This window comes from Vibrio sp. A1-1 (assembly GCF_021728175.1).
Lineage (GTDB): Bacteria > Pseudomonadota > Gammaproteobacteria > Enterobacterales > Vibrionaceae > Vibrio > Vibrio diabolicus.
Genome location: NZ_JAKKCL010000001.1, coordinates 306,807 through 328,444 on the forward strand (window position 1 = coordinate 306,807; position 21,638 = coordinate 328,444).

A 21,638-nucleotide genomic window follows, 5' to 3' on the forward strand; every position below is an offset into this window, starting at 1 on the left:
GATGGCGAACAATTCAGCACTTCACAGCCGCTAACCCCTTAAAATATTTTCATATCGGGGTTTTAATAAAGTAAAAACTTGCTAAAATACTTAGCAAGTCAGCCTTAAAGGCTACATAGCTATAAAAAACACTGGAAGCAATCGAAAGGTCATCCTTTCAAATCAATGGAGAATCGAGTAATGGCATTTGAACTACCAGCTCTTCCTTACGCGAAAGACGCACTAGAACCACACATCTCAGCAGAGACTCTAGACTACCACCACGGTAAGCACCACAACACTTACGTTGTTAAGCTAAATGGTCTTATCCCTGGCACTGAGTTCGAAGGCAAAACTCTAGAAGAGATCATCAAGACTTCTACTGGTGGCGTATTCAACAACGCAGCGCAAATCTGGAACCACACGTTCTACTGGCACTGTCTTGCTCCAAACGCGGGCGGCGAACCAACAGGCGCAGTTGCTGACGCAATCAACGCAGCATTCGGTTCTTTCGAAGAATTCAAAGCGAAGTTTACTGATTCAGCAATCAACAACTTCGGTTCTTCATGGACTTGGCTTGTTAAGAAAGCTGACGGCTCTCTAGAGATCGTTAACACTTCTAACGCAGCTACTCCTCTAACAGAAGAAGGCACAACACCACTTCTAACTGTTGACCTATGGGAACACGCATACTACATTGATTACCGCAACGTACGTCCTGACTACATGAACGGCTTCTGGGCACTTGTAAACTGGGACTTCGTAGCTGAGAACCTAGCGAAGTAATTTTACTTCCCCCCTAAGTTCAATTTAGTCTTATTTTAAAAGCTCGCTGAACCAGCGAGCTTTTTATTTTTCGCTTAAAACTCCAATTTAATCTCTTCTTTTTCCTAAAGTTCTTCTCAGACACGCCGTTAAAATGGCATCGAGCGAGGAACATCATGCAAATTCATACTTTAGACAAAGCGGCAATTATTAACGAGCTTCAGTTCGGCAATGGTATCAACCATGCTGTCCACGAAGGACGTCGTGCCGATTTTGCACTGATTTTGTCGATGTTTTCTAACGATGTACGCGACGTTGTACCTGTGGAGGAAATCAAAGAAGTAGCCACTAGCGAAGATATACTCCGTCAACAACTTGAATTGTCAACGCCTCAAGCTCTTCGTTCTGATAGCAGCAGCTATGAGCTAGCAGCACAGCAAGCAAAACAATTCCACGGTGCAGGTCTATCCTCAGCGAAACTGAGTCACTACTTGAAACCAGACGCCCTGACCTACTTGCCGGAAGATACGTTTAACCTTCCTGAAGACGTTTATCACAACCTATCCGGTCATGAGCGACGCAAATTGGGCGAGCGCAACAAAAACCTCATCCCAGATGCAGGGCTATACAATCAACTAGTGACGGCTCAACGTCAGTATCAAATTCAACTGCAAGTATAGAGATCATTGTTCAACCAACAGCTTGCAGTATCCACAGTCAGAAATGTGACGCCTTACAAATTACCGCACAATAGTCCTCATCCAAAAGCGTTAGTTTGAAGTCTTTCACACTGAGCCTTTCTAATTTCAACCATGCTAATAGCACAAACCACTGGTGTATTTTTTCACACAGGGATACAGTGAAGGTGTTATGGATATTAAAGAATCAATTATTCTCGTCACGTCTGCAGGTTCTGTTATAGGAAGGACTTGTGCTAGTCACTTTGCTCACCTTGGAGCGACGTTGATTCTTTGTGACCAAAACTCTAGCGCTCTAAAATCGAGCTATGAGCAGATTAGTGCCTTCACAGATAAAGTCTATGCGATGAATGTGTGCAGTGATAACACAACGTCGATTAACTTACTGTTTGATCAGATAGAATCGCAGCTGCGTGCGACACCAGACGTGATAGTCAATTGCTGGACGAGCTCTCCCATGCCAGGCTTGATGGCTCCCGAACCTATGAGTACTTACATTGATCACTTGTCTTCTGCTGCACGCTTCCTCTACACCTATGGCCAGGTGGGAGCCGAACGATTTCGCGCTAGAAATAAGAAAGGGGTAATAGTTAACGTCATTTCCCATGACAGCCATGAAGATTTAACGGGAGTCGAAAGCATGGCTGCTTTGGTGTCAGGTTTTACTCACAGTTGGGCAAAAGAGCTCACTCCATTTAATATTCGGGTGGGTGGCGTCATTCCTTCGGTAAACCATACAAGAGAAGAACTTAACGAAAGACACTGGGCCGAGATCCAAGATGAATTGGTTCGCAATACCGCATATATCGTATCAAATGAGTATTTTAGTGGCAGAGTGGTTGCTACAGAAGTATGAATGGACAACGTGTTTGTTGCGTCAATGGATCGCTATTACTCAACTTTCTCAACAAAAAAGCCCCAGTCAAATGACTGGGGCTTTTACTTTTTCCCGGTTAAGGTTTCGTGCTAGCGAAAACCTTACTCACACGACTCTTGATTACGCGTCAGCTTTTTCTTTCTTTGCTTTAGGCGCCGCTTTCGCTGCTTCTTGGTCTGCTTTCTTCTTGATAACTGTTGTACCTTCGAAAGTTTCACCTTCAACGAATGCTTTACCGTAGTAAGAAGCCATTAACACATCTTTAAGTTCGCTAATTAGTGGGTAGCGAGGGTTAGCACCAGTACATTGGTCATCGAACGCTTCAACTGCTAGCTCATCAAGTTTCGCGATAAAGTCTGCTTCAGCTACGCCTGCCGCTTGGATAGACATTGGGATGTCTAGGTTCACTTTTAGCTCATCCAACCATGCTAGTAGACGTTCAATTTTCTGAGCAGTACGGTCACCAGCTTGGCTTAGACCTAAGTGGTCAGCAACTTCAGCGTAACGACGACGTGCTTGTGGGCGGTCGTATTGAGAGAACGCTGTTTGTTTAGTTGGGTTATCGTTCGCGTTGTAACGTACAACGTTAGAGATAAGTAGTGCGTTTGCTAGGCCATGTGGAATGTGGAACTCAGCACCTAGTTTGTGCGCCATTGAGTGACAAACACCTAGGAATGCGTTAGCAAATGCCACACCAGCGATAGTTGCTGCGTTGTGTACTTTCTCACGAGCGATTGGGTCGTTAGCGCCGTTCGCGTAGCTTGAAGGTAGGTATTCTTTTAGCATCTTAAGTGCTTGTAGAGCCTGACCGTCAGAGTATTCATTCGCAAGAACAGATACGTAAGCTTCTAGAGCGTGAGTTACTGCATCGTAACCACCAAATGCTGTTAGAGACTTAGGCATGTTCATCACTAGGTTCGCATCAACGATAGCCATGTTTGGCGTGATTTCGTAGTCAGCTAGTGGGTATTTAGCGCCAGTCTTGTCGTCAGTAACAACCGCAAATGGCGTAACTTCTGAACCAGTACCTGAAGTTGTAGTGATACATACAAGCTCAGCTTTTTGACCCATTTTAGGGAACTTGTAAATACGTTTACGGATGTCCATAAAGCGCATTGCTAGTTCTTCGAAGTGAGTTTCTGGGTGCTCGTACATTACCCACATGATCTTCGCAGCATCCATTGGGGAACCACCGCCTAGCGCTAGGATAACATCTGGTTGGTAGCTAGCCATTTGAGCCGCACCTTTCTCTACAACAGAAAGCGTTGGGTCAGCTTCAACATCGAAGAATGTTTGAACTTCCATGCCTTGAGCTTTAAGTAGACTTACTACGTCATCTGCGTAACCGTTGTTGAATAGGAAACGGTCAGTTACTAAGAATGCGCGTTTCTTACCTTCTAGGTCGCCTAGAGCAATTGGAAGGCTACCACGACGGAAGTAGATTGACTTAGGTAGTTTATGCCACAACATGTTTTCAGCTCGCTTCGCTACAGTTTTCTTGTTGATTAGGTGTTTAGGACCTACGTTCTCAGAGATAGAGTTACCACCCCATGAACCACAACCTAGAGTTAGAGAAGGCGCAACGTTGAAGTTGTACAAGTCACCGATACCACCGTGAGTAGTCGGGATGTTGATTAGGATACGAGCTGTCTTCATCTTGTCACCGAAGTAACGGATACGGTCAGCGTTAGTATCTTGGTTAGTGTAAAGACCAGATGTGTGGCCGATACCACCAATCTCAACCATAGTTACCGCTTGAGCAACCGCGTCTTCGAAGTTGTCAGCACGGAATAGACCTAGAGTTGGAGATAGTTTCTCGTGAGCGAATGCGTCATCGTGAGACACTTTACCTAGACCTTCACCAACAAGGACTTTCGTGTCTGCTGGAACTTTAACGCCTGCCATTTCAGCGATTGCCGCTGCTGGCTGACCTACGATTTTCGCGTTTAGCGCGCCATCGATAAGAAGAACTTTACGAACTTTTTCAGCTTCTGCTTTGCTTAGTACGTAAGCTTTGTGAGAAGCAAAACGCTCTTTTACTTCGTCGTACACTTCGTCAACGACGATTGCAGCCTGCTCAGAAGCACATACTACGCCGTTGTCGAAAGTCTTAGACATCAGGATAGAAGCCACTGCACGTTTGATGTCAGCAGTTTCGTCGATAACAACAGGAACGTTACCTGCACCTACACCGATTGCTGGTTTACCAGAAGAGTAAGCTGCTTTAACCATGCCTGGGCCACCAGTTGCAAGGATAAGAGCAATGTCATCGTGTTTCATAAGAGCGTTAGAAAGCTCAACAGAAGGTTGGTCGATCCAACCGATGATGTCTTTTGGTGCACCCGCTGCTACTGCTGCGTCTAGAACCAGTTTCGCTGCGTCGTTAGTCGAGTTTTTCGCACGTGGGTGTGGTGAGAAGATGATACCGTTACGAGTCTTCAGAGAGATTAGAGATTTGAAGATCGCTGTAGATGTAGGGTTAGTCGTTGGTACGATACCGCAGATGATACCTACAGGTTCAGCGATAGTCATAGTACCTAGGTTGTCATCCTCTTCTAGGATGCCACACGTTTGTTCGTCTTTGTATTTGTTGTAGATAAACTCAGAAGCGAAGTGGTTCTTGATTACTTTATCTTCAACAATACCCATACCAGATTCTTCAACCGCTTGTTGAGCTAGCGGGATACGGGCTTGGTTAGCTGCAAGCGATGCTGCACGGAAGATTTTGTCTACTTGCTCTTGAGAGTAAGTAGCGAACTCTTCTTGCGCTTTCTTAACGCGAGCAATCATTGCATCTAGTTCAGCCATATTAGTTACAGGCATAGGGAATCTCCTAAAATTAACAAATATTAAAAACTTTTTACTAAGGCTATTACTTATCGTTTTTACTGTTTATCAGTCACTTAGAAAACAAACGTCTTAGTAAATTGCTTTCAGGACTGAGTATAATATTTCAGAGTGTGAAAAAAATTGACTTGGATCAGTTCTCACGACCTAAATACCACCAAAGTGGTGCCCCATCACACTAAAACGACATAACTCACTGATAAACAAATAAATTAATCTTCACTTTTTATTGAACAAAAAAGAAGCAAATAGACAAATAAATAAAAGAAACTACAACAACCTGTAAAAAAGTTTCATTTTTAGCCAACAAAATTACATGTAGGCCCAATTCCTTGTGCTACTGAGAGTATATCGAACCGAATACATCTCTCTACAAACCACCTTAGTTTTTATCAAAAGTGTGCGAATGTTAACGTTTATGTAAAACAGCACGCTTTGACAGCAACTTTATACGCAACAATTCTTTTCCAGATTAGATACAGTTTATTAAAGAATTAGTTTTTCTCACTAAAACAGTAGGAAATGCGTTAGTTTTTTTCATTTCTTCCAACCCAACTTTTGCCTTACATTACGCCCAAATTACCCCTTCTCCTTTTCACTAATGTGAACTTTAATGAGTACGCAACATGCAAACTTTTGAACTTGCTATCTTCTTGCAGTTTTTTCTTGGTTTGGTCGCCGCAGTAAACCCTGTTGGTATCATGCCTGTGTTTGTGTCACTAACCGGACATATGACACCAGACGAAAAGCGCAATACGGCAACCACAGCGAACGTGGCTGTTGCGATCATCCTGATCATTTCGCTCTTTGCTGGCCAGTTACTATTAGATATGTTCAGCATTTCTCTGGATTCGTTTCGTGTTGCAGGTGGGCTACTGCTGCTTAGCATCGCGTTCTCGATGATGAGCGGTAAACTGGGGGAAGATAAACAAAACAAACAGGAAAAATCAGAATACGTGAGTCGCGAGCAGATCGGTGTTGTTCCTCTTGCGATGCCGCTAATGGCAGGACCAGGCGCAATCAGTTCGACTATTGTTTACGGTGCACGCTACCCAAGCATGTTTGATACGGTAGGCATCAGCATTACAATTGGCTTGTTCTGTCTATGCTCGTGGCTGTTGTTCCGCTCTGCCCCACTGATCGTGCGATTTTTGGGCCAAACTGGTATCAACGTCATTACCCGTATCATGGGTTTGATATTAGGCGCATTGGGTATTGAGTTTATCGCCAATGGTTTACGCAACTTATTTCCGGGATTAGCCTGAGTTTCTATAAAATTGTATGATAGAGCGATTCAACAATGGATCGCTTTGTCATGACGACTGACTCTCTCAAACATACTCTTTATGTCACCATTTTTGGTACTCATACCAAAGCTGGTCGAACCTTCGATATTGCACTCATTATCGCGATTATCAGTTCTCTAATCGTGCTGGTATTAGACTCAATACCATCCGTACGCGCCGAGTGGGCAAAAGAGCTGAAATACTTAGAGTACACTTTTACCGGTTTATTCACTATTGAGTATTTTCTCCGGCTTTATTGCTCTCCAAAACCAGCCGCCTATGCGAAAAGCTTTTATGGCGTCGTTGATTTACTCGCGATTTTACCTACTTACTTAGCACTGTTTTTCCCTTCTGCCTCCTTTATGGGCGTAATAAGAGCACTGCGAGTCATGCGAATATTCCGCATACTCAAGTTGGTCCGCTATCTTCAAGAGTCCAACATCCTCTTACGCTCTCTACTGATGGCGCGCAGAAAGATTTTTATCTTCTTTAGCTCTGTCGCCATTATGGTCACGATCTTTGGGTCACTGATTTTTGTCATTGAGGGGCCTGAAAACGGATTTACTAGCATTCCGAAAAGTATTTATTGGGCTATTGTGACCATCACAACGGTTGGATATGGTGACTTGGTACCTCAAACAGATCTCGGAAAAGGACTAGCCTCACTCACCATGTTGTTGGGTTATTCAATTTTGGCGGTCCCTACTGGTATTTTCACAGCAGAGCTTCACCAAGAAATGCAATCGCACAAAGTATTAGTGAAGTGTCCTAACTGTTCTCACGCCGGGCACGACTCTGATGCGACTTACTGTAAACACTGTGGTAGTGAACTGGCCGATCCTGACAAACGCGTTGTTCGTGGAGAAGACGAAGCATAAAAAAGAGCTCCCTAGGGAGCTCTTTTATTTTGTCATCAAACAAAGGTTGATGTGATTATGCTTTCTCAGAAAGAATAATGCGTAACGTACGACGCAATGGTTCTGCTGCGCCCCAAAGTAGTTGGTCACCAACAGTGAAAGCATTTAGGAAGTCATCGCCCATTGCCATCTTACGTAGACGACCTACTGGTACGGACATAGTGCCTGTTACTTTTGCAGGTGTAAGTTCTTGCGCAGTAATGTCACGATCGTTAGGAATCACTTTAACCCAGTCATTATGAGTGGCGATGATTTCTTCGATTTCATCCATTGGGACATTTTGCTTAAGCTTGATAGTGAGTGCTTGAGAGTGACAGCGCATAGCACCAATACGGACACAAGTACCATCGATTGGCACAGGCGAGCTTTGTGAGCCCAAAATTTTGTTTGCCTCTGCGCCCGCTTTCCACTCTTCTTTACTCTGACCGTTATCACGTTTCACATCGATCCACGGAATAAGCGAGCCAGCTAGTGGTACACCGAATTTATCGGTAGGGAAAGAACCGCTGCGCATTGTGTCTGCAACTTTTTTATCAATATCTAGGATAGAGCTTGATGGGTTTGCAAGTTCGGAACTTACAGAGTCATTGATAACGCCCATTTGCGATATCAGTTCACGCATGTTTTGCGCGCCAGCACCAGAAGCGGCTTGGTATGTCATTGCGCTTGTCCACTCAACAAGGCCTTTTTCGAATAAGCCACCTAGACCCATTAGCATTAAACTAACCGTACAGTTACCACCAACAAATGTGTTCGTGCCACCGTGGATGCCTTGTTGGATTTGCTTTAAGTTCACAGGATCAAGCGTGATGATGGAATCTTCCGCCATACGTAACGTAGATGCGGCGTCAATCCAGTAGCCTTTCCAACCGGCTTGTCGAAGTGCTGGGTAAACTTTTTCTGTGTAGCTACCACCTTGACATGTAATTACCGCATCAAGCTGTTTTAAGCTTTCAATATCATACGCGTCTTGCAGTAAGCCTGCGTCTTTTCCTAAGTTAGGAGCAGGAATACCAACTTGAGAAGTACTGTAGAATACTGGTTCGATTAGGTCGAAGTCTTTCTCTTCAACCATACGCTGCATAAGGACTGAACCAACCATACCGCGCCAACCAACTAAACCAACTCTCATCGTATTAACTCTCCATGTATTAAAAAACCTACCCCATAGTTAATTTTTCGCATCAAAATCTCAACCCCTATTTTGTAAATAAGCCTATTTTTTAACCTTTTCCTATGAAAATTCGTGTTAAACGAGATTTTTTAGTGTTTGGTTTGCGATTTCGGCCATTTTTCAAGTAGGGAAAGCCCTGTTACTCCAAATTGGTCTTACCACTCAGTGATAAAATAACACATGAAGCACAATAATTTCACATCACACAACATTTAAAACCAAAAATGTTAAAACAAACTAACAGTTAATTTCACAAGCAAACGTTTTTGCCGACGAACATCAAGATAAAACACCAAATATTCGAAATATAATTTTTGTTAATGTATGTTATGCGCGATTACAACAAGGAGCGCCTTCCTCTATTGCTCCAAGATTGACAGAGGCACATATGAAGCAAGTTACACCACGCCTACCAAGCTTGATACAGGTATTTATCTCGCTCGGTTTATTTCTACTGCTGGCATTTTCGTTCACTGCCAAGCTAGACCTACCGATCCAGCTAGCGCTGTACATCGGTTGGTTCATTATCATGATATTAGGCATTAAGCTTGGTCATCAGTACAAAGATCTGGAAAAAGCTGCACTAAATGGCATTTCCAATGGACTTGGAGCCGTCTTAATTCTTCTTGCCGTTGGCGCGCTTGTTGGTACGTGGATCTCTGGTGGTATTGTTCCAACCATTATTTACTACGGCCTTAAAGCAATTCACCCTTCTATCTTTTTGCTCGCAACCATGATCATCTGTTCATTGACTGCGCTAGCGACTGGCACCTCTTGGGGCGCTGCTGGTACTGCTGGTATTGCGATGATGGGTATTGGCCAAGGCCTTGGCGTTCCTGCACCAATTACAGCTGGTGCGGTGCTTTCAGGTTGTTACTTTGGTGACAAAATGTCGCCTCTATCGGACTCCGTCATCCTTGCTTCATCTATGTCTAACGTTGAAGTAATGGAACATATTAAAGGCATGCTGCCGATCGCACTCATTAGCTACATTATTACAGGCATTATGTTTACTGCATTTGGTTTCCACTACGCAGGTCAAGTTGACATGAGCCAGGTAGACTCTGTAATTAAAGCGATGGAGCAGCAATTCTACATCACGCCTTACTCATTTGTTCCTGTGATCATCGTATTGTCACTTCTAGCAATGCGTATGCCTTCATTCCCAGTGATCAGTTTTGGTTCTCTGCTCGGTATTATTTGGGCAGTAATGATTCAAGATGTGGACTTCCTAACCGCGTTCAACACCGCTTGGGCTCCGTTTGCGATTTCTTCAGGCGTAGATTTCATTGACTCAATTCTTAACCGTGGCGGCATGTCTTCAATGCTTGGCTCGGTAGCAGTTATCGTATTCGGCCTTGGTTTTGGCGGTCTACTAGATAAAGTGGGTGTGTTAGAAACTATCGCTAAGCTGTTTGAAAAACGCGTTCAAAGTGCAGGTTCACTGGCAACAAGTACAATCGGTACAGCCTTTATGGGGAACGTATTTGGTTCAGCGATGTACGTTTCACTTATCCTGACACCAAAAATCTGTGCGAAGAACTACGATCGCCTAGGCTACAAACGTAAGAACTTGTCTCGTAACGCAGAGTTCGGCGGCACATTAACATCTGGTATGGTTCCATGGAGTGACAACGGTATCTACATGGCAAGTATTCTGGGTGTTGCGACACTATCTTACGCACCGTTCATGTGGCTAAGCTTTGTATGTATCATCGTGACTATCATCAGCTCCTACATGGGTTGGTTTGTTGATAAATGCGAACCAACAGCGGAAGCAGTTGAACAAGCAGAAGGTGAACTGAAGCAGCAAACCGCTTGAGTTCGCATAGATAGGAAGAATCTCTCTTCCGAGTGAAAGACAAAGAAAAAGAGCGCATTAGCGCTCTTTTTTATATCTCAACCAAACGTTAACTTTGTTTGACTTGCGTTTTCACTGCTGCACGCTTACCAAACCAATAGCCCAAGCCAAGTGGTGCAAAGAATATAACAGCAATGAACAAGATGAAGTAGATAATGGTACTTTTAACGAGCTCAATCAGCTTGGTCATCGCTAAACTGACCACTTCCTGCGAGACTCGGTCCATATCTTGAGCAAACTTCTCACGCTCATGGGTAATGATCTGCGCGATTTCTTGGCGCTCTCTGGCTACCATCAGCTCTAAAGCTTGGCGCTCCTCACCCAATTGAGATAAACGCGCTTGCGTTTTTTGGTCAATATCATCAACCAAAGGTTGTAACTCTACCGCCATTTGCTCTGCCAAATAGCGCATGTACTCTGGATTGTTATCAATAAAGTCCTTCATCGAATCAGCCGTAACTTGTAAGCTATTTAGCGCAGCATTAACTTTTTCGATGCTGGCAGAGCTATTTAATGCTAATAACTGCGCCTTCCAAGTCATAATTTTGGGGGTCTGTTCTGATACAAGGCTTAGACGATCCGAGACATCCCCTAATGCTTCTGGCATTGTACCTAGCGTAGTCACTGCCTCTTCCTCGCTAATTTGATTCGCATCTAACCACCCACGGTAAGCTGGCGTCCTGATCATACTTAAGTCCGCGAATGGATGTTGCTTAACGAACTCTGCAACAAACGCTTGTGTCTTGATGTACGCTTCTTGTTTCAACAGAGATTGAGCCAGTTTATCCACATCTTTCGCTAAGTGAGCAGAAACTAACTTTGCCTCCTCTGTCGCAAACAGTTCATTACCAGAGCCAGTCGTAAAGAATTGATCCATCTGTAGCGTAAAAGTCCAAGTGTCAATCAGTGCTGCCATTGGCGAGACTTGGTATGCTGCGGCTTGAAGACCTTCTTCAGCATTTATCTTCCAAAGCAAAATATAAGATTGATGGACTTTATCATGCGGCTCATATTGATCGTGCAATGCATCAGCGGCTTGCTCTACCTGAGCAAAAAACTGTTGCGCATACTCACGAGTCAGGAGACGCATATTAAGCTCTTGTTTGGTAAGGGGGACGGTTTGACTCTCGATTTTCACTTCTAACAGGGAGCACCCTGAAAGCATCACAACCAACCCTATCAACATCATTGAAGACAATCGACGAACGGACATGAAAGTACCTTTAACAAATTGTATGGAACAGGAGTAAAGCGAACTAAGTCATATAGTTCGGGCCTTTATTACCCCAACTCTGATGATTGTAAGTCAGAGCAATATCAATCTGTTAGCGCTTCTTGTATCTTTTCACTATTGAGAACGTGGTTAGCGAAAAGTATGGTTTGCTTTAGGACATCATCTAAACGTGTCAGTTTCTCTTCCGGCACTTTTTGCCCTTGTTTAATCAACAGTTCAATATCGCCCGAAATGCAGTGCAATGGCATTGCTCCTAAACTTCCCGAGACCCCTTTAAGACTATGAGCGGCTCTTTGCGCTTGCTCTTTATCCTCTTCTAATAGCCGATGCATTTTTGAACCATCGCCAGAGTGATCCTGAATAAAAACTTCAAGTAACATTCGCACTGCGCTTTCATCTCCCGATAGCGAGTCCAGCATCTTATTGATATCTATATACGGCTCACGTTCCACGACTTCCACTTGCGATATGTTCGGCTCATTAGGGCTCTGTTCGTTAACTTGGCTGCTTTGAGAGCTTTCGGACTGAGCAGAAAAAACAACATAAGACCCACCAACTTGCTCAGACTCTTTATCCTCTGCTCTTGATGGTATTAGCGGCTGAACGGTTCTTTGGGAGAAAAGCCCCCATGACATAAGAGAAAGAAATAAACCACTGATTACTGACAACCAAGTAACAAAGGTCATCAACTTTTGTTCCAACTGGTCATTTATCGAAGTTAACTGGTTCGGGAAATCAGGATTAAGCAGTTGATTAACTAGATAGCTGCCTTGCGCCTTGGCAGATAGCGCGCTTGAAGTCTGGGCTAGTTGACGCTGAAAAGCACTTCGCTCTTGAGGAGAAAGCGTGTCCGACTCGATAAAGAGTCGGTCTAAATCACGATAAGTATCGCTATTCGTTGCTGAGTCACTAAAAATAGACTCCAAAACAAGTGCGCCTAAGCGATAGTACATTGATTGAATTTGCTCAGAGTTCTCAGCTCGGGCGCGGCTTCTTCGCAACTGTTCAGCCAATGATACAAGCTCACTGTCACTCCCTACAAAGGCTCGAGCACTTTCTAAAAATCGATCGGTCGCATAAAGCAATTGAGTAATATCTGGTGTGATTTTTCCTTCAGAAAACTCACTTTCAAGCTGTAAGCGAACTGCATAGGCTAACTGAAGTTTTAGTGAAACTTGGTCGACGTGCTTAACACGATAAGGCAGATCAAAGTTAAAAAAGTGTCTGACTTCTTCAACTTTGCTTCCTAGCTCATTCACTGTTGAAATGGTTTGAATCGTTTGTTTGGCTTGCAACCAAATCCCTAGCGCTAAAACACACCATAAAACGAACCAGAACCAAACAAACCGCCTCATTCCTTCTTTTACCTTCAGCAACACTCGCCCCTCGCATATCTCCATTAATTACAAGCATATACTATGGATGTTTCTTATTCACATAAAAAAAGAGAGCCATTGGCTCTCTTAATTTGACGATATGGTTTTAGTTGCGACTCAACTGATCTTTTAGATTTGGTGGCGTACCTTTAATCGTTAAGGTATCCGTCTCTGGGTCATAAAAAATACGCTCGCCAAGCAATAGGCTATCAAAGCTAATATTCAAGCCACCGCCAGCACCAACAAATTTAGTCAGCTTGCGAACCGTCGCACGGTCACCTGGGAAAGATTCTTCAAGCTCGTACCCTTGCTCTTTGGTGAAATCCATAAAGCTTGTGCCATCTTGGCTTGGAGGAAGCTCTCCAGAAAGCTCTGAGATTTGAACCTCATCACCAGATTTAATTTGCTCATTGCAGTAATCGTAAACTTGTTTCTTGTACTCATTCACTTCTTGCTTTTCTAGCTTCGAATCAGCACAAAAATCATCCACCGCCTGCATTAACACTAAGTTTTGTTGTTTAGTATCTAAGCCGATGTCCGCTTGCAGGAAATCTAGGAAGAAATCCGCCACTTTACGGCCGACGCGTCCCTTGATGTATTGCAAGTAACGATTGGATTCCTTGTCAGTGTCGTAGCTCGACAAGTCAATGCGTGCCGCAATATCCATTTTGGTGATATCTAGGTAATCCGTCGCACTGATGTCCAAACCTTCGGTCACTTTTAAACTTTGGTTCATTGGTAAGATACCGATGAACAAGTAGTCCGTTGCTAAACTCTGATACTCAGCGAAAACCAAAATACCTTCATCCGCAAATGGGTACTTAATCAACTCTTCTTTCAAGCGATTTGCACTAATTTGTGAGAAGTCGTAAAAATCTCGCTCTCCTTTGCGCATTTCTTGAAGCCAAAATTGAAATTCGCTGTCTGACTGGAAAGAGCCAAAACCTTTACCAGCTTTAGAATGGAATACTCGGTGAAGTTCAGCGACTAAGTTTTCAGTAGATGCATCGTTCTCTAATGATGCTGGACGAAAGTTTACAACTAGCTCGTCCTGATCGTTTTTGCACAGTTGATGCAGAATAACGTTTGAAAGATGAAGGCTCATAGTGATTTTATCTTGCTACAAGGTTTTAGTTGATGGGCATTGTAGGTTATCATAAGCCGCTTTTACTATCATTATTAGAGTCTTTATGCCGATTACATCTAAATATACTGACGAGCAAGTAGAGAAAATTCTTGCTGAAGTAGCAACAGTTCTTGAAAAACACGCTGCTTCTCCTGAGTTGACGCTAATGATTGCCGGAAATATCGCAACCAATGTCTTAAATCAACGTGTTGCTGCTTCACAACGCAAAGCGATTGCTGAAAAATTTGCTCAGGCGCTGATGTCTTCTTTAGAAACACCAAAAACACACTAATAACGGACAATAGAACACATACATGGTAGACAGCGGAAACTCATACGGCGAACGTGTATCTCGACTGGTTGGTTGGGGTCACTGGTTTGCATTCTTCAATATCGTTGCATCGATGTTGATAGGCACACGCTACATTGTTCAGTCTCCTTGGCCCGAGACGTTACTTGGTCAGTTTTATCTGGCGGTTTCTTGGGTTGGTCACTTTGGCTTTCTAGTTTTCGCGCTTTACTTGCTCGTTCTATTCCCGTTAACGTTTATCCTGCCATCACGGAAATTGTTCCGTTTGGTGGCAGTGATTTTCGCGACCGTTGGGCAAACCATATTATTGATTGATACCCAAGCGTATCAGTCGATCAATTTGCACTTAACTCCTGTCGTTTGGGAGTTACTATTCAGCGAAGATAAAAGTGCACTCAGCACTGATCTACAACATCTCTTTGTTGTAATGCCGTTGATCTTCCTTATTCAGCTCGCTCTATCCGAATGGGTATGGCGAAAACAGCGCAAACTATCTCATAAGCACGTAGGACGTCCTCTAGCAGCTGTATTTTTCCTCAGCTTTATGACCAGCCATTTGGTTTATATTTGGGCAGATGCATACTTCTACAATCCAATTACCAGTCAGCGTTCAAACTTCCCATTGTCTTACCCGATGACGGCGAAGAGTTTTATGGAAAAACATGGTCTACTTGACCGTGAGGAATACCTAAAACGCTTAGCGGAAAATGAAGGCAACGTAGAGTTAGTCAATTACCCTCTAGAAAAGCTAGAGTTTAACCGTCGAGTCAATAAGCTCAACGTGTTGATGATCAGCGTAAATAACCTGCGTGCAGACGCGCTGAATCCAGAAGAGATGCCTAACCTCTATGAGTTTGCCGAAAACAATCAGAACTTCCGTAATCATTACAGTTCAAGTAATGATACTTACGGGGCTTTTGGTTTGTTCTACGGCTTACCAACCAGTTACGCCTCAAGCATCAAGGCGCAAGGTGCTTCGCCAGTGTTACTCGATGTACTGAAAGATCAGGGTTACAACTTCGGCTTATTCAGTGGCAGCGGGTTTGAAGATGATCTCTACTCAGAGATTATTTTCCGCGACTTAAAACTAGCGGAAGACCTCGATGGCACACAAGCTCATACCGATAAGCAATCTATCGCGAACTGGAATACATGGTTAACAGAGAAAGCGAGTCAACCATGGTTTAGTTACATCGAAGTCACCACCGTTGATAATTTTGAATCGATCCCTTCAAATAATGACGAAGAAATGTCCGCAAGTGATCGCTTCAAAAAAGCTTATGAATATGCGGTGAAATCAGCGGATAAAACCGTCGCTAGTATTATTGATGAGCTTGAAAAAAATGGACTATTGACAAACACCATCGTGATTATCACTTCTAATCACGGTAGTGAGTTTAACGAAACCAATACGAACAGCTGGGGCGCAAACAGCAACTACAGCCGTTATCAGTTACAAGTTCCTATGGTAATCCAATGGCCAGGAATGTTGGCTGGTGAATTTAATCACAGCACAAGCCACTTGGACCTTTCGGTCACGTTGTTGCAGGATATGCTCGGTGTATCTTCCAACCCATATGATTACAGTAGTGGTCGTAACCTATTTGACGAAAGTCGTCGCCGTTGGATCCTAGCGGGTGACACTCGTGAGCTTGCCTTAATTACTAGCTCACAAACCACAGTGATCGATAAGTTTGGCAACTACAAGTTGTATGACAAAAATTACAAACGACTTCGAGATGATGCACCGAAGTTGCCAGTTTTGATGCAAGGTTTAACTGAGTTACAGCGTTTTTATTCTAAAAACGATTAATACCTAGCAATCCATATACTATTCAAACTCCCCTTTTTGGGGAGTTTTTGTTTATTTAAACAACACAAACCACAAATTTGCGCAGTAAACATCCAATCAGTTCAACTAGGGGTTTACAACATTTTCAAAGCCTTATATTATGCGCCTCAACAACGGAGAGATGGCTGAGTGGTTGAAAGCACCGGTCTTGAAAACCGGCATACGTTAATAGCGTATCTAGGGTTCAAATCCCTATCTCTCCGCCACATTTAGAAAAAGCCCGCTAAGAAATTAGCGGGCTTTTTCGTATATCCAGATTTGAAATGATTTGTACAAATCCCTCCTTGAATACAAGCCAAGCAATCGCCACATTCAGAAAGAACCCATTAGAAAATTAGCGCCCTTTTCGTTCCAGTGTCCCGTTATGAATCAGGTTGATACTCACGTCTAGTTGTATTTACTTACCAACAAAAACTTCTTTAGCGGCATTAATGAGCTGTAAATGGATTGGGACGAGGTCTGAATGATTCGTTCGATATCCACCTCCGACGACAGCTGCGACAGGGATACCTCGCGATTTCATTGTTTGCATTAAAAATCTATCACGCTCTAAAATCCCTTGCGTCGACACATCAAAATATCCAAGCTCATCGTCTTGATGTATATCAACACCAGCATCGTAGATAACCAAATCAGGACGATGAAGATTAAGCGCCATATCGACCACTTCCTTAAACGCTATTAAAAAACCCTCATCACCTGTTCCTCGCACCAAAGGCACATCTAGATCAGACTGAGGCTTTCTAGCCGGGAAGTTTTTGTCACAGTGGAAAGAAAGCGTGATGATATCTGGCTCATCGTGACACAAAGTTGCTGTTCCATCCCCATGGTGAACATCACTATCAATGATCAATACTTTATCGACATGTTCGACTTCGAGCGCTTGCCTGGCCGCGATCACTAAGTCATTAAATAAACAAAAACCACTGCCAAACTCTTTGTGTGCGTGGTGATACCCGCCACTCAAATGAATGGCAACACCATACTCAAGTGCTTTATTTGCGGTCAAAGCCGTGCCCGCTGCTGAAGTTAGCGTTCTGGTAATGAGAGACTCACTCCAAGGAAAACCTATTCGGCGCATCTTCGCAGCTGGCATGTTTCCATTCACAAGTAAGTCGACGTATTCCTGGTCATGAACACGTTTTACTTCCTCAACAGTTAATGCTTCTGGCTGGAAAAACTGCACGTGTTCTTTCCAGTTATCTTTCTCCATATGTACCAATACCGATTCATAGAGGTACTGGTACTTCATAATTGGGTAACGATGCCCCTCTGGCAACTCAAGTTGAGAATAAATCGGGTGGTAGATAAATGGCAGCATGAGAAATTCTTAATAACAATGGTAACGAAATAGTATCAACTTCAAGGGTTGAATAAAATGCAATTTAATTGATAATGATTTTCAATATCAATTAAATTTAATATACATATGAATTCTACTTTCTTTGCTATTCTCGGCGCACTGTTTGGCTCTCTTTGTGCTCTGTCCCTATTTTCATCTCTCGTTGTTGGTGCGTGGTGGTTGGTTGATTTTATTGTGCTTAGCTAACACAATGACTTTCAACTGAAATCAAAAAACATAGGTGTTTGTATGAGTCAAACCGTCTTTATTACCGGAGCAAATCGCGGCATTGGCCTTAGCTTAACTGAGCTGTACCTGAAGCAAGGCCACCAAGTACATGCTACTAGCCGTTCCTTAGAGAACAGTTCAGAACTACAAACTCTAGCCTCACATTACAGCAATCTGGTTTTGCACGAACTGGATGTCACTCACTACGAACAAGTCGCTAAGCTTGCCGATAAACTCCCCGCCATCGACTTACTCATTAACAATGCGGGATATTACGGCCCCAAGGGATATGGCTTTGGAAACACTGACGTAGAAGCATGGCGTAAAGTCTTCGAAGTAAACACCATTGCACCGTTAAAACTGGTTGAGCACTGTTACCCTCGCTTGCAACAAGGCAAGATAAAAAAGATTGCTTGTATCTCATCAAAAGTGGGGAGCATGACCGAAAATACGTCCGGTGGCGGTTATATTTATCGCTCATCGAAAGCGGCGCTTAACTCGGTTGTGAAAAGCTTAAGTAATGATTTAACACCTGAAGGATTTACCGTTTTAGCGCTTCACCCAGGTTGGGTAAAAACGGCAATGGGCGGACCAAATGCATTGATAGATACGCAAACCTCCGCACAGGGCCTCGCGAACGTGATAGAACTGAGCACACCGCAACTTTCAGGTCGATTTATCAACTACGATGGTACTGAGTTACCTTGGTAGCAGCATTAAGACACAACCATCACTAAACCAAATACCATCAAAGCCAGGCTTTATAATCGTGACTTGGTTGGCAAACATAATGTTCATCAGTGATCCACCAGCATAATTCGCGCAATCTAACTTGAATTTATCTACATCCAATCCAGACTTAGGAAAAAGTAGAACAAATAAGGAGAAAGCACGATGGCAGCAGATAGGGATTTGGTTAATTTTAGCGAAGAGCACGAACTAAATTACTGCTTGAGAAGTGCTGGTAAACGCCAAACTCAAGCGAATCGAGATACATTAGTTGACTTGGGCAACCAGGTGAAAGAGGTACTGGACAAACGCGTGTTAACTCAAGGTGAAGTAAGAGGCGCGATCCAAAACCACGGCGACCTGTTCGAGTAATCTATTTTCAAGCATGCGCGGTGTTTAATTACGCCGGGCTTGTCCTATGCCCGCTTACCTTTGGTTGCACGGGATTTAGTCGCACTACCACTCTTTGAATAACTACGCTTTTTACGTTTAAACGCAGGACGTTCCACCTTGGGTAGATGACGCAATGAATCAGGGATCGGCCCTGCTTTTACTTGTGCCATCAAGCTATCAATGCGTTGCTCTAGTGCTTGCATAAACGGCTGATATGCCTGATTTCTCTCTGCCATACCTTGTAACTGGTGCTCCCAATGAGCCGTCATATCTGGGTACGTTGAATCTTCTGGCAAGGCATGAATGAGACCTCTTCCCGCAGGAGAGCTGAGAATTGATTTACCTTGACGCGTGAGCAGTTGGCGTTTGAACAGCGTGTCCAAAATACCAGCGCGAGTCGCTTCCGTACCTAGCCCATCAGTATCACGAAGGATTTTTTTCAGTTCTTTATCCGCAACGTAACGGGCGATCCCGGTCATCGCTTGCAACAGCGATGCTTCGGTAAAGTGCTTTGGTGGCTCGGTTTTTCGGTCTTTTATTTCCCCTTCACGACAAGTTAACACGGTGCCTTCTGGTAACGGTGGTACGGCATCAATACCTTCATCTTCCTTGTCAGTTTTGCCCATTAGCGCTTTCCAACCCGGTGAAACTAACTGACGACCTTTCGCGATAAACGTACCACCAGCGATATCGAAAACCAATTTCGCTTCTGCGTAAACCGCCGCCGGATAAAACTGCATGAGATACTGGCGCGCAATCAATTGATACACTTTCATCTCATTGCCCGAAAGCGCATTCACATTAGCTTGTTTTGGTGTAGGGATAATCGCATGGTGCGCATCCACTTTTTTATCGTTCCAGGCTTTGGACTTTAATGTTAAGTCTGCTCCCTGAACGGCACCTTGCAGCTCTTTTGCGTTATTCGCAATAGCTGTTGTCACCGTCCCCGCTTGTGAGTAGTGTTCCATCGGTAAATAGCGACAATCTGAACGTGGATAAGTGATCAGCTTGTGCTTTTCATACAATGCCTGACAAGTATCTAGTACTTGTTGCGCACTCATACCATAGCGCTTCGCTGCATCGATCTGTAAAGCAGATAATGAATAAGGTAATGGTGCTGATTGCTTGGTTTGCTTTTGTTCCGACTCCGTCACTTTCGCGGGTTGATTTGCAATACGGTTTGCAACGTTTTCCACTAACTTACGGTTTAACACTCGCCCTTCTTCATCCTGCCAAGGCTTGCATGCCTCACTTGGCTTCCAACGAGCACGAATATCAAATGTACCATTGGCATCTTGATACGGAATCAGAGCATGTAGGGTAAAATAGTCCTTCGGTACAAAGTTTTCGATTTCTTCATCACGACGCACCACTAAGCCAAGAACTGGCGTTTGCACTCGCCCTACCGAGAGAACACCTTGATACCCTGCTTTTTGACCAAGCAAGGTATAAGCACGAGACATGTTCATGCCATACAACCAATCAGCCCGAGAGCGAGCCAATGCAGAAACTGAAAGTGGGATAAACTCGCGATTACTGCGCATAGAACTGAGTGCACGTTTAACCGCAGGTAAGTTCAAGTCGGAAATAAGCAAACGCTGTGTGGATTCCTTCTTGGTTTTAGATAACTTGCAATAGTCGAGAACTTCATCAACTAACAGCTGACCCTCTCGGTCTGGGTCTCCTGCATGAATGACTTCGTTAGCTTCTTTGAGCAATTTCCGAATCACTGTTAATTGCTTACTTGCGCTTTTCCTCGGTCTGAGCTGCCATTGCTGCGGAACAATTGGTAAATCTGCCATATTCCACTTTTTATAACGCTCATCGTAAGCGTCAGGTTCGACTTGTTCGAGCAAATGGCCGATACACCAAGTAACGATATCCCCGTTCCCACAGCGGATGAATCCTTGATCTTTCTTTTGAGGGTTTGGCAGTGCTGCGGCAATCGCACGGCCTAAGCTTGGTTTTTCAGCAATAAACAGACGAGACATAACGTTTTGGAAATAAATATAATTAGGGCCACATTAACGAATGTAGCCCTAATAAATCAAGAAAAACTGTATAAATAAACAGTCAAGTTTGTTTAAGTTTTCAGTTATAGAAATTCAACAAACTGAGAGAGGTCACGCTCAGGAACTTTCATCGGTGTACAACCAGGCGTACCTAGGTACAAGAAACCAACAATCTCATCGTCACCTTCTAAACCAAACGCTTGATGAACTTCTGGATGGAACATCCACTTACCTGAGCGCCAAAATCCTTGAAAGCCTTGCGCTACCGCTGCCATCTGCATGGATTGTACGGCACATCCCGCAGATAAGTGTTGCTCTAGTGCAGGCACTTTCTCATGTTCCGTTACTTTAGCAATCACCGTGATCACCATTGGCGCACGAAATGGCGCATTTTTCACCTTTTCGACCACCGCTTCATCACTATTTTCAGCTTCTGCGGCTTTTACCAAGATATCTGACAGTTTTTTCAAACCATCGCCCTGTGCGATAACGAAACGCCAAGGGGTTAATCCCGCATGGTCAGGCGCACGAAGGCCTGCACGAATGATGTTCTCAAGCGCTTTACCTTCTGGTGCAGGCGCAGATAACTTCGCGATAGATCGGCGATTGAGCAAAAGATCGAGAGCGTCCAT

Annotated in this window: 18 protein-coding genes and 1 tRNA gene; 11 read left to right on the plus strand and 8 right to left on the minus strand. The window is 43.8% G+C overall.

Annotated elements, in window-relative coordinates; genetic code table 11:
* The first annotated feature begins 180 nt into the window (after positions 1–180).
* The 3 genes from sodB (at position 181) to L3V30_RS01455 (ending at position 2,298) form a co-directional block, all read left to right on the plus strand.
* Positions 181–765, plus strand: coding sequence for a superoxide dismutase [Fe] (gene sodB / locus L3V30_RS01445; RefSeq protein WP_005396533.1), 585 nt, complete (start codon positions 181–183; stop codon positions 763–765).
* A 155-nt stretch (positions 766–920) separates the two neighbouring features.
* Positions 921–1,424 (plus strand): VC2046/SO_2500 family protein, encoded by a 504-nt coding sequence (locus L3V30_RS01450; protein ID WP_074191638.1) that lies wholly within the window; start codon positions 921–923, stop codon positions 1,422–1,424.
* Between the two features lie 190 nt (positions 1,425–1,614).
* Positions 1,615–2,298 carry an SDR family oxidoreductase gene (locus L3V30_RS01455; RefSeq protein ID WP_012841565.1) on the plus strand — a complete coding sequence of 228 codons (684 nt, stop codon included), beginning with the start codon at positions 1,615–1,617 and terminating at the stop codon, positions 2,296–2,298.
* Between the two features lie 141 nt (positions 2,299–2,439).
* Here L3V30_RS01455 and adhE read toward each other — a convergent pair whose 3' ends face one another.
* Positions 2,440–5,142: a bifunctional acetaldehyde-CoA/alcohol dehydrogenase gene (adhE, locus tag L3V30_RS01460; RefSeq protein WP_012841564.1), complete on the minus strand. Its 2,703-nt coding sequence runs from the start codon at positions 5,140–5,142 to the stop codon at positions 2,440–2,442.
* Positions 5,143–5,792: 650 nt separating this feature from the next.
* On the opposite strand from adhE, the gene L3V30_RS01465 reads away from it, so the two are divergent.
* Positions 5,793–6,431 (plus strand): YchE family NAAT transporter, encoded by a 639-nt coding sequence (locus tag L3V30_RS01465; protein ID WP_005396528.1) that lies wholly within the window; start codon positions 5,793–5,795, stop codon positions 6,429–6,431.
* Positions 6,432–6,466: 35 nt separating this feature from the next.
* Complete coding sequence (locus L3V30_RS01470; protein WP_005396527.1) at positions 6,467–7,330, plus strand: ion transporter; 864 nt, start codon at positions 6,467–6,469, stop codon at positions 7,328–7,330.
* A 55-nt stretch (positions 7,331–7,385) separates the two neighbouring features.
* Here the strand turns inward: L3V30_RS01470 and asd are convergent, their stop codons facing one another.
* Positions 7,386–8,501, minus strand: a complete 1,116-nt coding sequence (gene asd / locus L3V30_RS01475; RefSeq protein ID WP_005396526.1) for an aspartate-semialdehyde dehydrogenase — start codon at positions 8,499–8,501, stop codon at positions 7,386–7,388.
* 430 nt (positions 8,502–8,931) lie between these two features.
* Between asd and nhaC the strand changes: the two genes are divergently transcribed.
* Positions 8,932–10,365, plus strand: a complete 1,434-nt coding sequence (nhaC, locus tag L3V30_RS01480) for a Na+/H+ antiporter NhaC (protein WP_005396525.1) — start codon at positions 8,932–8,934, stop codon at positions 10,363–10,365.
* 88 nt (positions 10,366–10,453) lie between these two features.
* On the opposite strand, the gene L3V30_RS01485 is transcribed toward nhaC, so the two are convergent.
* The 3 genes from L3V30_RS01485 to yejK all read right to left on the minus strand — a co-directional run bounded on the left by L3V30_RS01485 (position 10,454) and on the right by yejK (position 14,119).
* Entirely contained in the window at positions 10,454–11,617 is a 1,164-nt protein-coding gene (locus L3V30_RS01485; RefSeq protein ID WP_237308152.1) for a chemotaxis protein, read from the minus strand.
* A 104-nt stretch (positions 11,618–11,721) separates the two neighbouring features.
* The gene (locus tag L3V30_RS01490; RefSeq protein WP_237308154.1) at positions 11,722–13,038 is read right to left on the minus strand and encodes an Hpt domain-containing protein; all 1,317 of its coding nucleotides are present in this window, start codon (positions 13,036–13,038) and stop codon (positions 11,722–11,724) included.
* 82 nt (positions 13,039–13,120) lie between these two features.
* Positions 13,121–14,119, minus strand: a complete 999-nt coding sequence (gene yejK, locus L3V30_RS01495; protein ID WP_005396521.1) for a nucleoid-associated protein YejK — start codon at positions 14,117–14,119, stop codon at positions 13,121–13,123.
* Positions 14,120–14,204: 85 nt separating this feature from the next.
* On the opposite strand from yejK, the gene L3V30_RS01500 reads away from it, so the two are divergent.
* From L3V30_RS01500 to L3V30_RS01510, 3 genes are all read left to right on the plus strand, one after another.
* Positions 14,205–14,432 (plus strand): YejL family protein, encoded by a 228-nt coding sequence (locus L3V30_RS01500; protein ID WP_005380722.1) that lies wholly within the window; start codon positions 14,205–14,207, stop codon positions 14,430–14,432.
* A gap of 22 nt (positions 14,433–14,454) precedes the next feature.
* Complete coding sequence (locus L3V30_RS01505) at positions 14,455–16,263, plus strand: DUF3413 domain-containing protein (protein ID WP_046874519.1); 1,809 nt, start codon at positions 14,455–14,457, stop codon at positions 16,261–16,263.
* Positions 16,264–16,417: 154 nt separating this feature from the next.
* Positions 16,418–16,508, plus strand: a tRNA-Ser gene (locus L3V30_RS01510).
* 191 nt (positions 16,509–16,699) lie between these two features.
* On the opposite strand, the gene L3V30_RS01515 is transcribed toward L3V30_RS01510, so the two are convergent.
* A complete protein-coding gene (locus tag L3V30_RS01515) occupies positions 16,700–17,623 on the minus strand; it encodes a histone deacetylase (RefSeq protein WP_074191643.1) in 924 nt (307 codons plus the stop codon).
* 270 nt (positions 17,624–17,893) lie between these two features.
* Here L3V30_RS01515 and L3V30_RS01520 point away from each other — a divergent pair, with 270 nt between their 5' ends.
* A complete protein-coding gene (locus L3V30_RS01520) occupies positions 17,894–18,583 on the plus strand; it encodes an SDR family oxidoreductase (protein ID WP_047010133.1) in 690 nt (229 codons plus the stop codon).
* Positions 18,584–18,766: 183 nt separating this feature from the next.
* A complete protein-coding gene (locus tag L3V30_RS01525) occupies positions 18,767–18,973 on the plus strand; it encodes a hypothetical protein (RefSeq protein WP_005380717.1) in 207 nt (68 codons plus the stop codon).
* 44 nt (positions 18,974–19,017) lie between these two features.
* Here the strand turns inward: L3V30_RS01525 and L3V30_RS01530 are convergent, their stop codons facing one another.
* Together L3V30_RS01530 and L3V30_RS01535 are read right to left on the minus strand one after the other, a co-directional pair.
* Positions 19,018–20,985, minus strand: a complete 1,968-nt coding sequence (locus L3V30_RS01530) for a DNA topoisomerase III (protein WP_237308156.1) — start codon at positions 20,983–20,985, stop codon at positions 19,018–19,020.
* 104 nt (positions 20,986–21,089) lie between these two features.
* Positions 21,090–21,638, minus strand: coding sequence for an NAD(P)H nitroreductase (locus tag L3V30_RS01535; protein WP_005396515.1), 549 nt, complete (start codon positions 21,636–21,638; stop codon positions 21,090–21,092).

Bases quoted from the DNA above. Each gene is read 5' to 3' on its own strand.
- nhaC (WP_005396525.1), top strand. From the start codon at position 8,932: ATGAAGCAAGTTACACCACGCCTACCAAGCTTGATACAGGTATTTATC.
- yejK (WP_005396521.1), bottom strand. From the start codon at position 14,119: ATGAGCCTTCATCTTTCAAACGTTATTCTGCATCAACTGTGCAAAAAC.
- L3V30_RS01530 (WP_237308156.1), bottom strand. From the start codon at position 20,985: ATGTCTCGTCTGTTTATTGCTGAAAAACCAAGCTTAGGCCGTGCGATT.
- L3V30_RS01455 (WP_012841565.1), top strand. From the start codon at position 1,615: ATGGATATTAAAGAATCAATTATTCTCGTCACGTCTGCAGGTTCTGTT.
- L3V30_RS01500 (WP_005380722.1), top strand. From the start codon at position 14,205: ATGCCGATTACATCTAAATATACTGACGAGCAAGTAGAGAAAATTCTT.
- L3V30_RS01465 (WP_005396528.1), top strand. From the start codon at position 5,793: ATGCAAACTTTTGAACTTGCTATCTTCTTGCAGTTTTTTCTTGGTTTG.
- L3V30_RS01485 (WP_237308152.1), bottom strand. From the start codon at position 11,617: ATGTCCGTTCGTCGATTGTCTTCAATGATGTTGATAGGGTTGGTTGTG.
- L3V30_RS01535 (WP_005396515.1), bottom strand. From the start codon at position 21,638: ATGGACGCTCTCGATCTTTTGCTCAATCGCCGATCTATCGCGAAGTTA.
- L3V30_RS01525 (WP_005380717.1), top strand. From the start codon at position 18,767: ATGGCAGCAGATAGGGATTTGGTTAATTTTAGCGAAGAGCACGAACTA.
- asd (WP_005396526.1), bottom strand. From the start codon at position 8,501: ATGAGAGTTGGTTTAGTTGGTTGGCGCGGTATGGTTGGTTCAGTCCTT.
- L3V30_RS01505 (WP_046874519.1), top strand. From the start codon at position 14,455: ATGGTAGACAGCGGAAACTCATACGGCGAACGTGTATCTCGACTGGTT.
- L3V30_RS01470 (WP_005396527.1), top strand. From the start codon at position 6,467: ATGGATCGCTTTGTCATGACGACTGACTCTCTCAAACATACTCTTTAT.
- sodB (WP_005396533.1), top strand. From the start codon at position 181: ATGGCATTTGAACTACCAGCTCTTCCTTACGCGAAAGACGCACTAGAA.
- L3V30_RS01450 (WP_074191638.1), top strand. From the start codon at position 921: ATGCAAATTCATACTTTAGACAAAGCGGCAATTATTAACGAGCTTCAG.
- L3V30_RS01515 (WP_074191643.1), bottom strand. From the start codon at position 17,623: ATGCTGCCATTTATCTACCACCCGATTTATTCTCAACTTGAGTTGCCA.
- L3V30_RS01490 (WP_237308154.1), bottom strand. From the start codon at position 13,038: ATGGAGATATGCGAGGGGCGAGTGTTGCTGAAGGTAAAAGAAGGAATG.
- adhE (WP_012841564.1), bottom strand. From the start codon at position 5,142: ATGCCTGTAACTAATATGGCTGAACTAGATGCAATGATTGCTCGCGTT.
- L3V30_RS01520 (WP_047010133.1), top strand. From the start codon at position 17,894: ATGAGTCAAACCGTCTTTATTACCGGAGCAAATCGCGGCATTGGCCTT.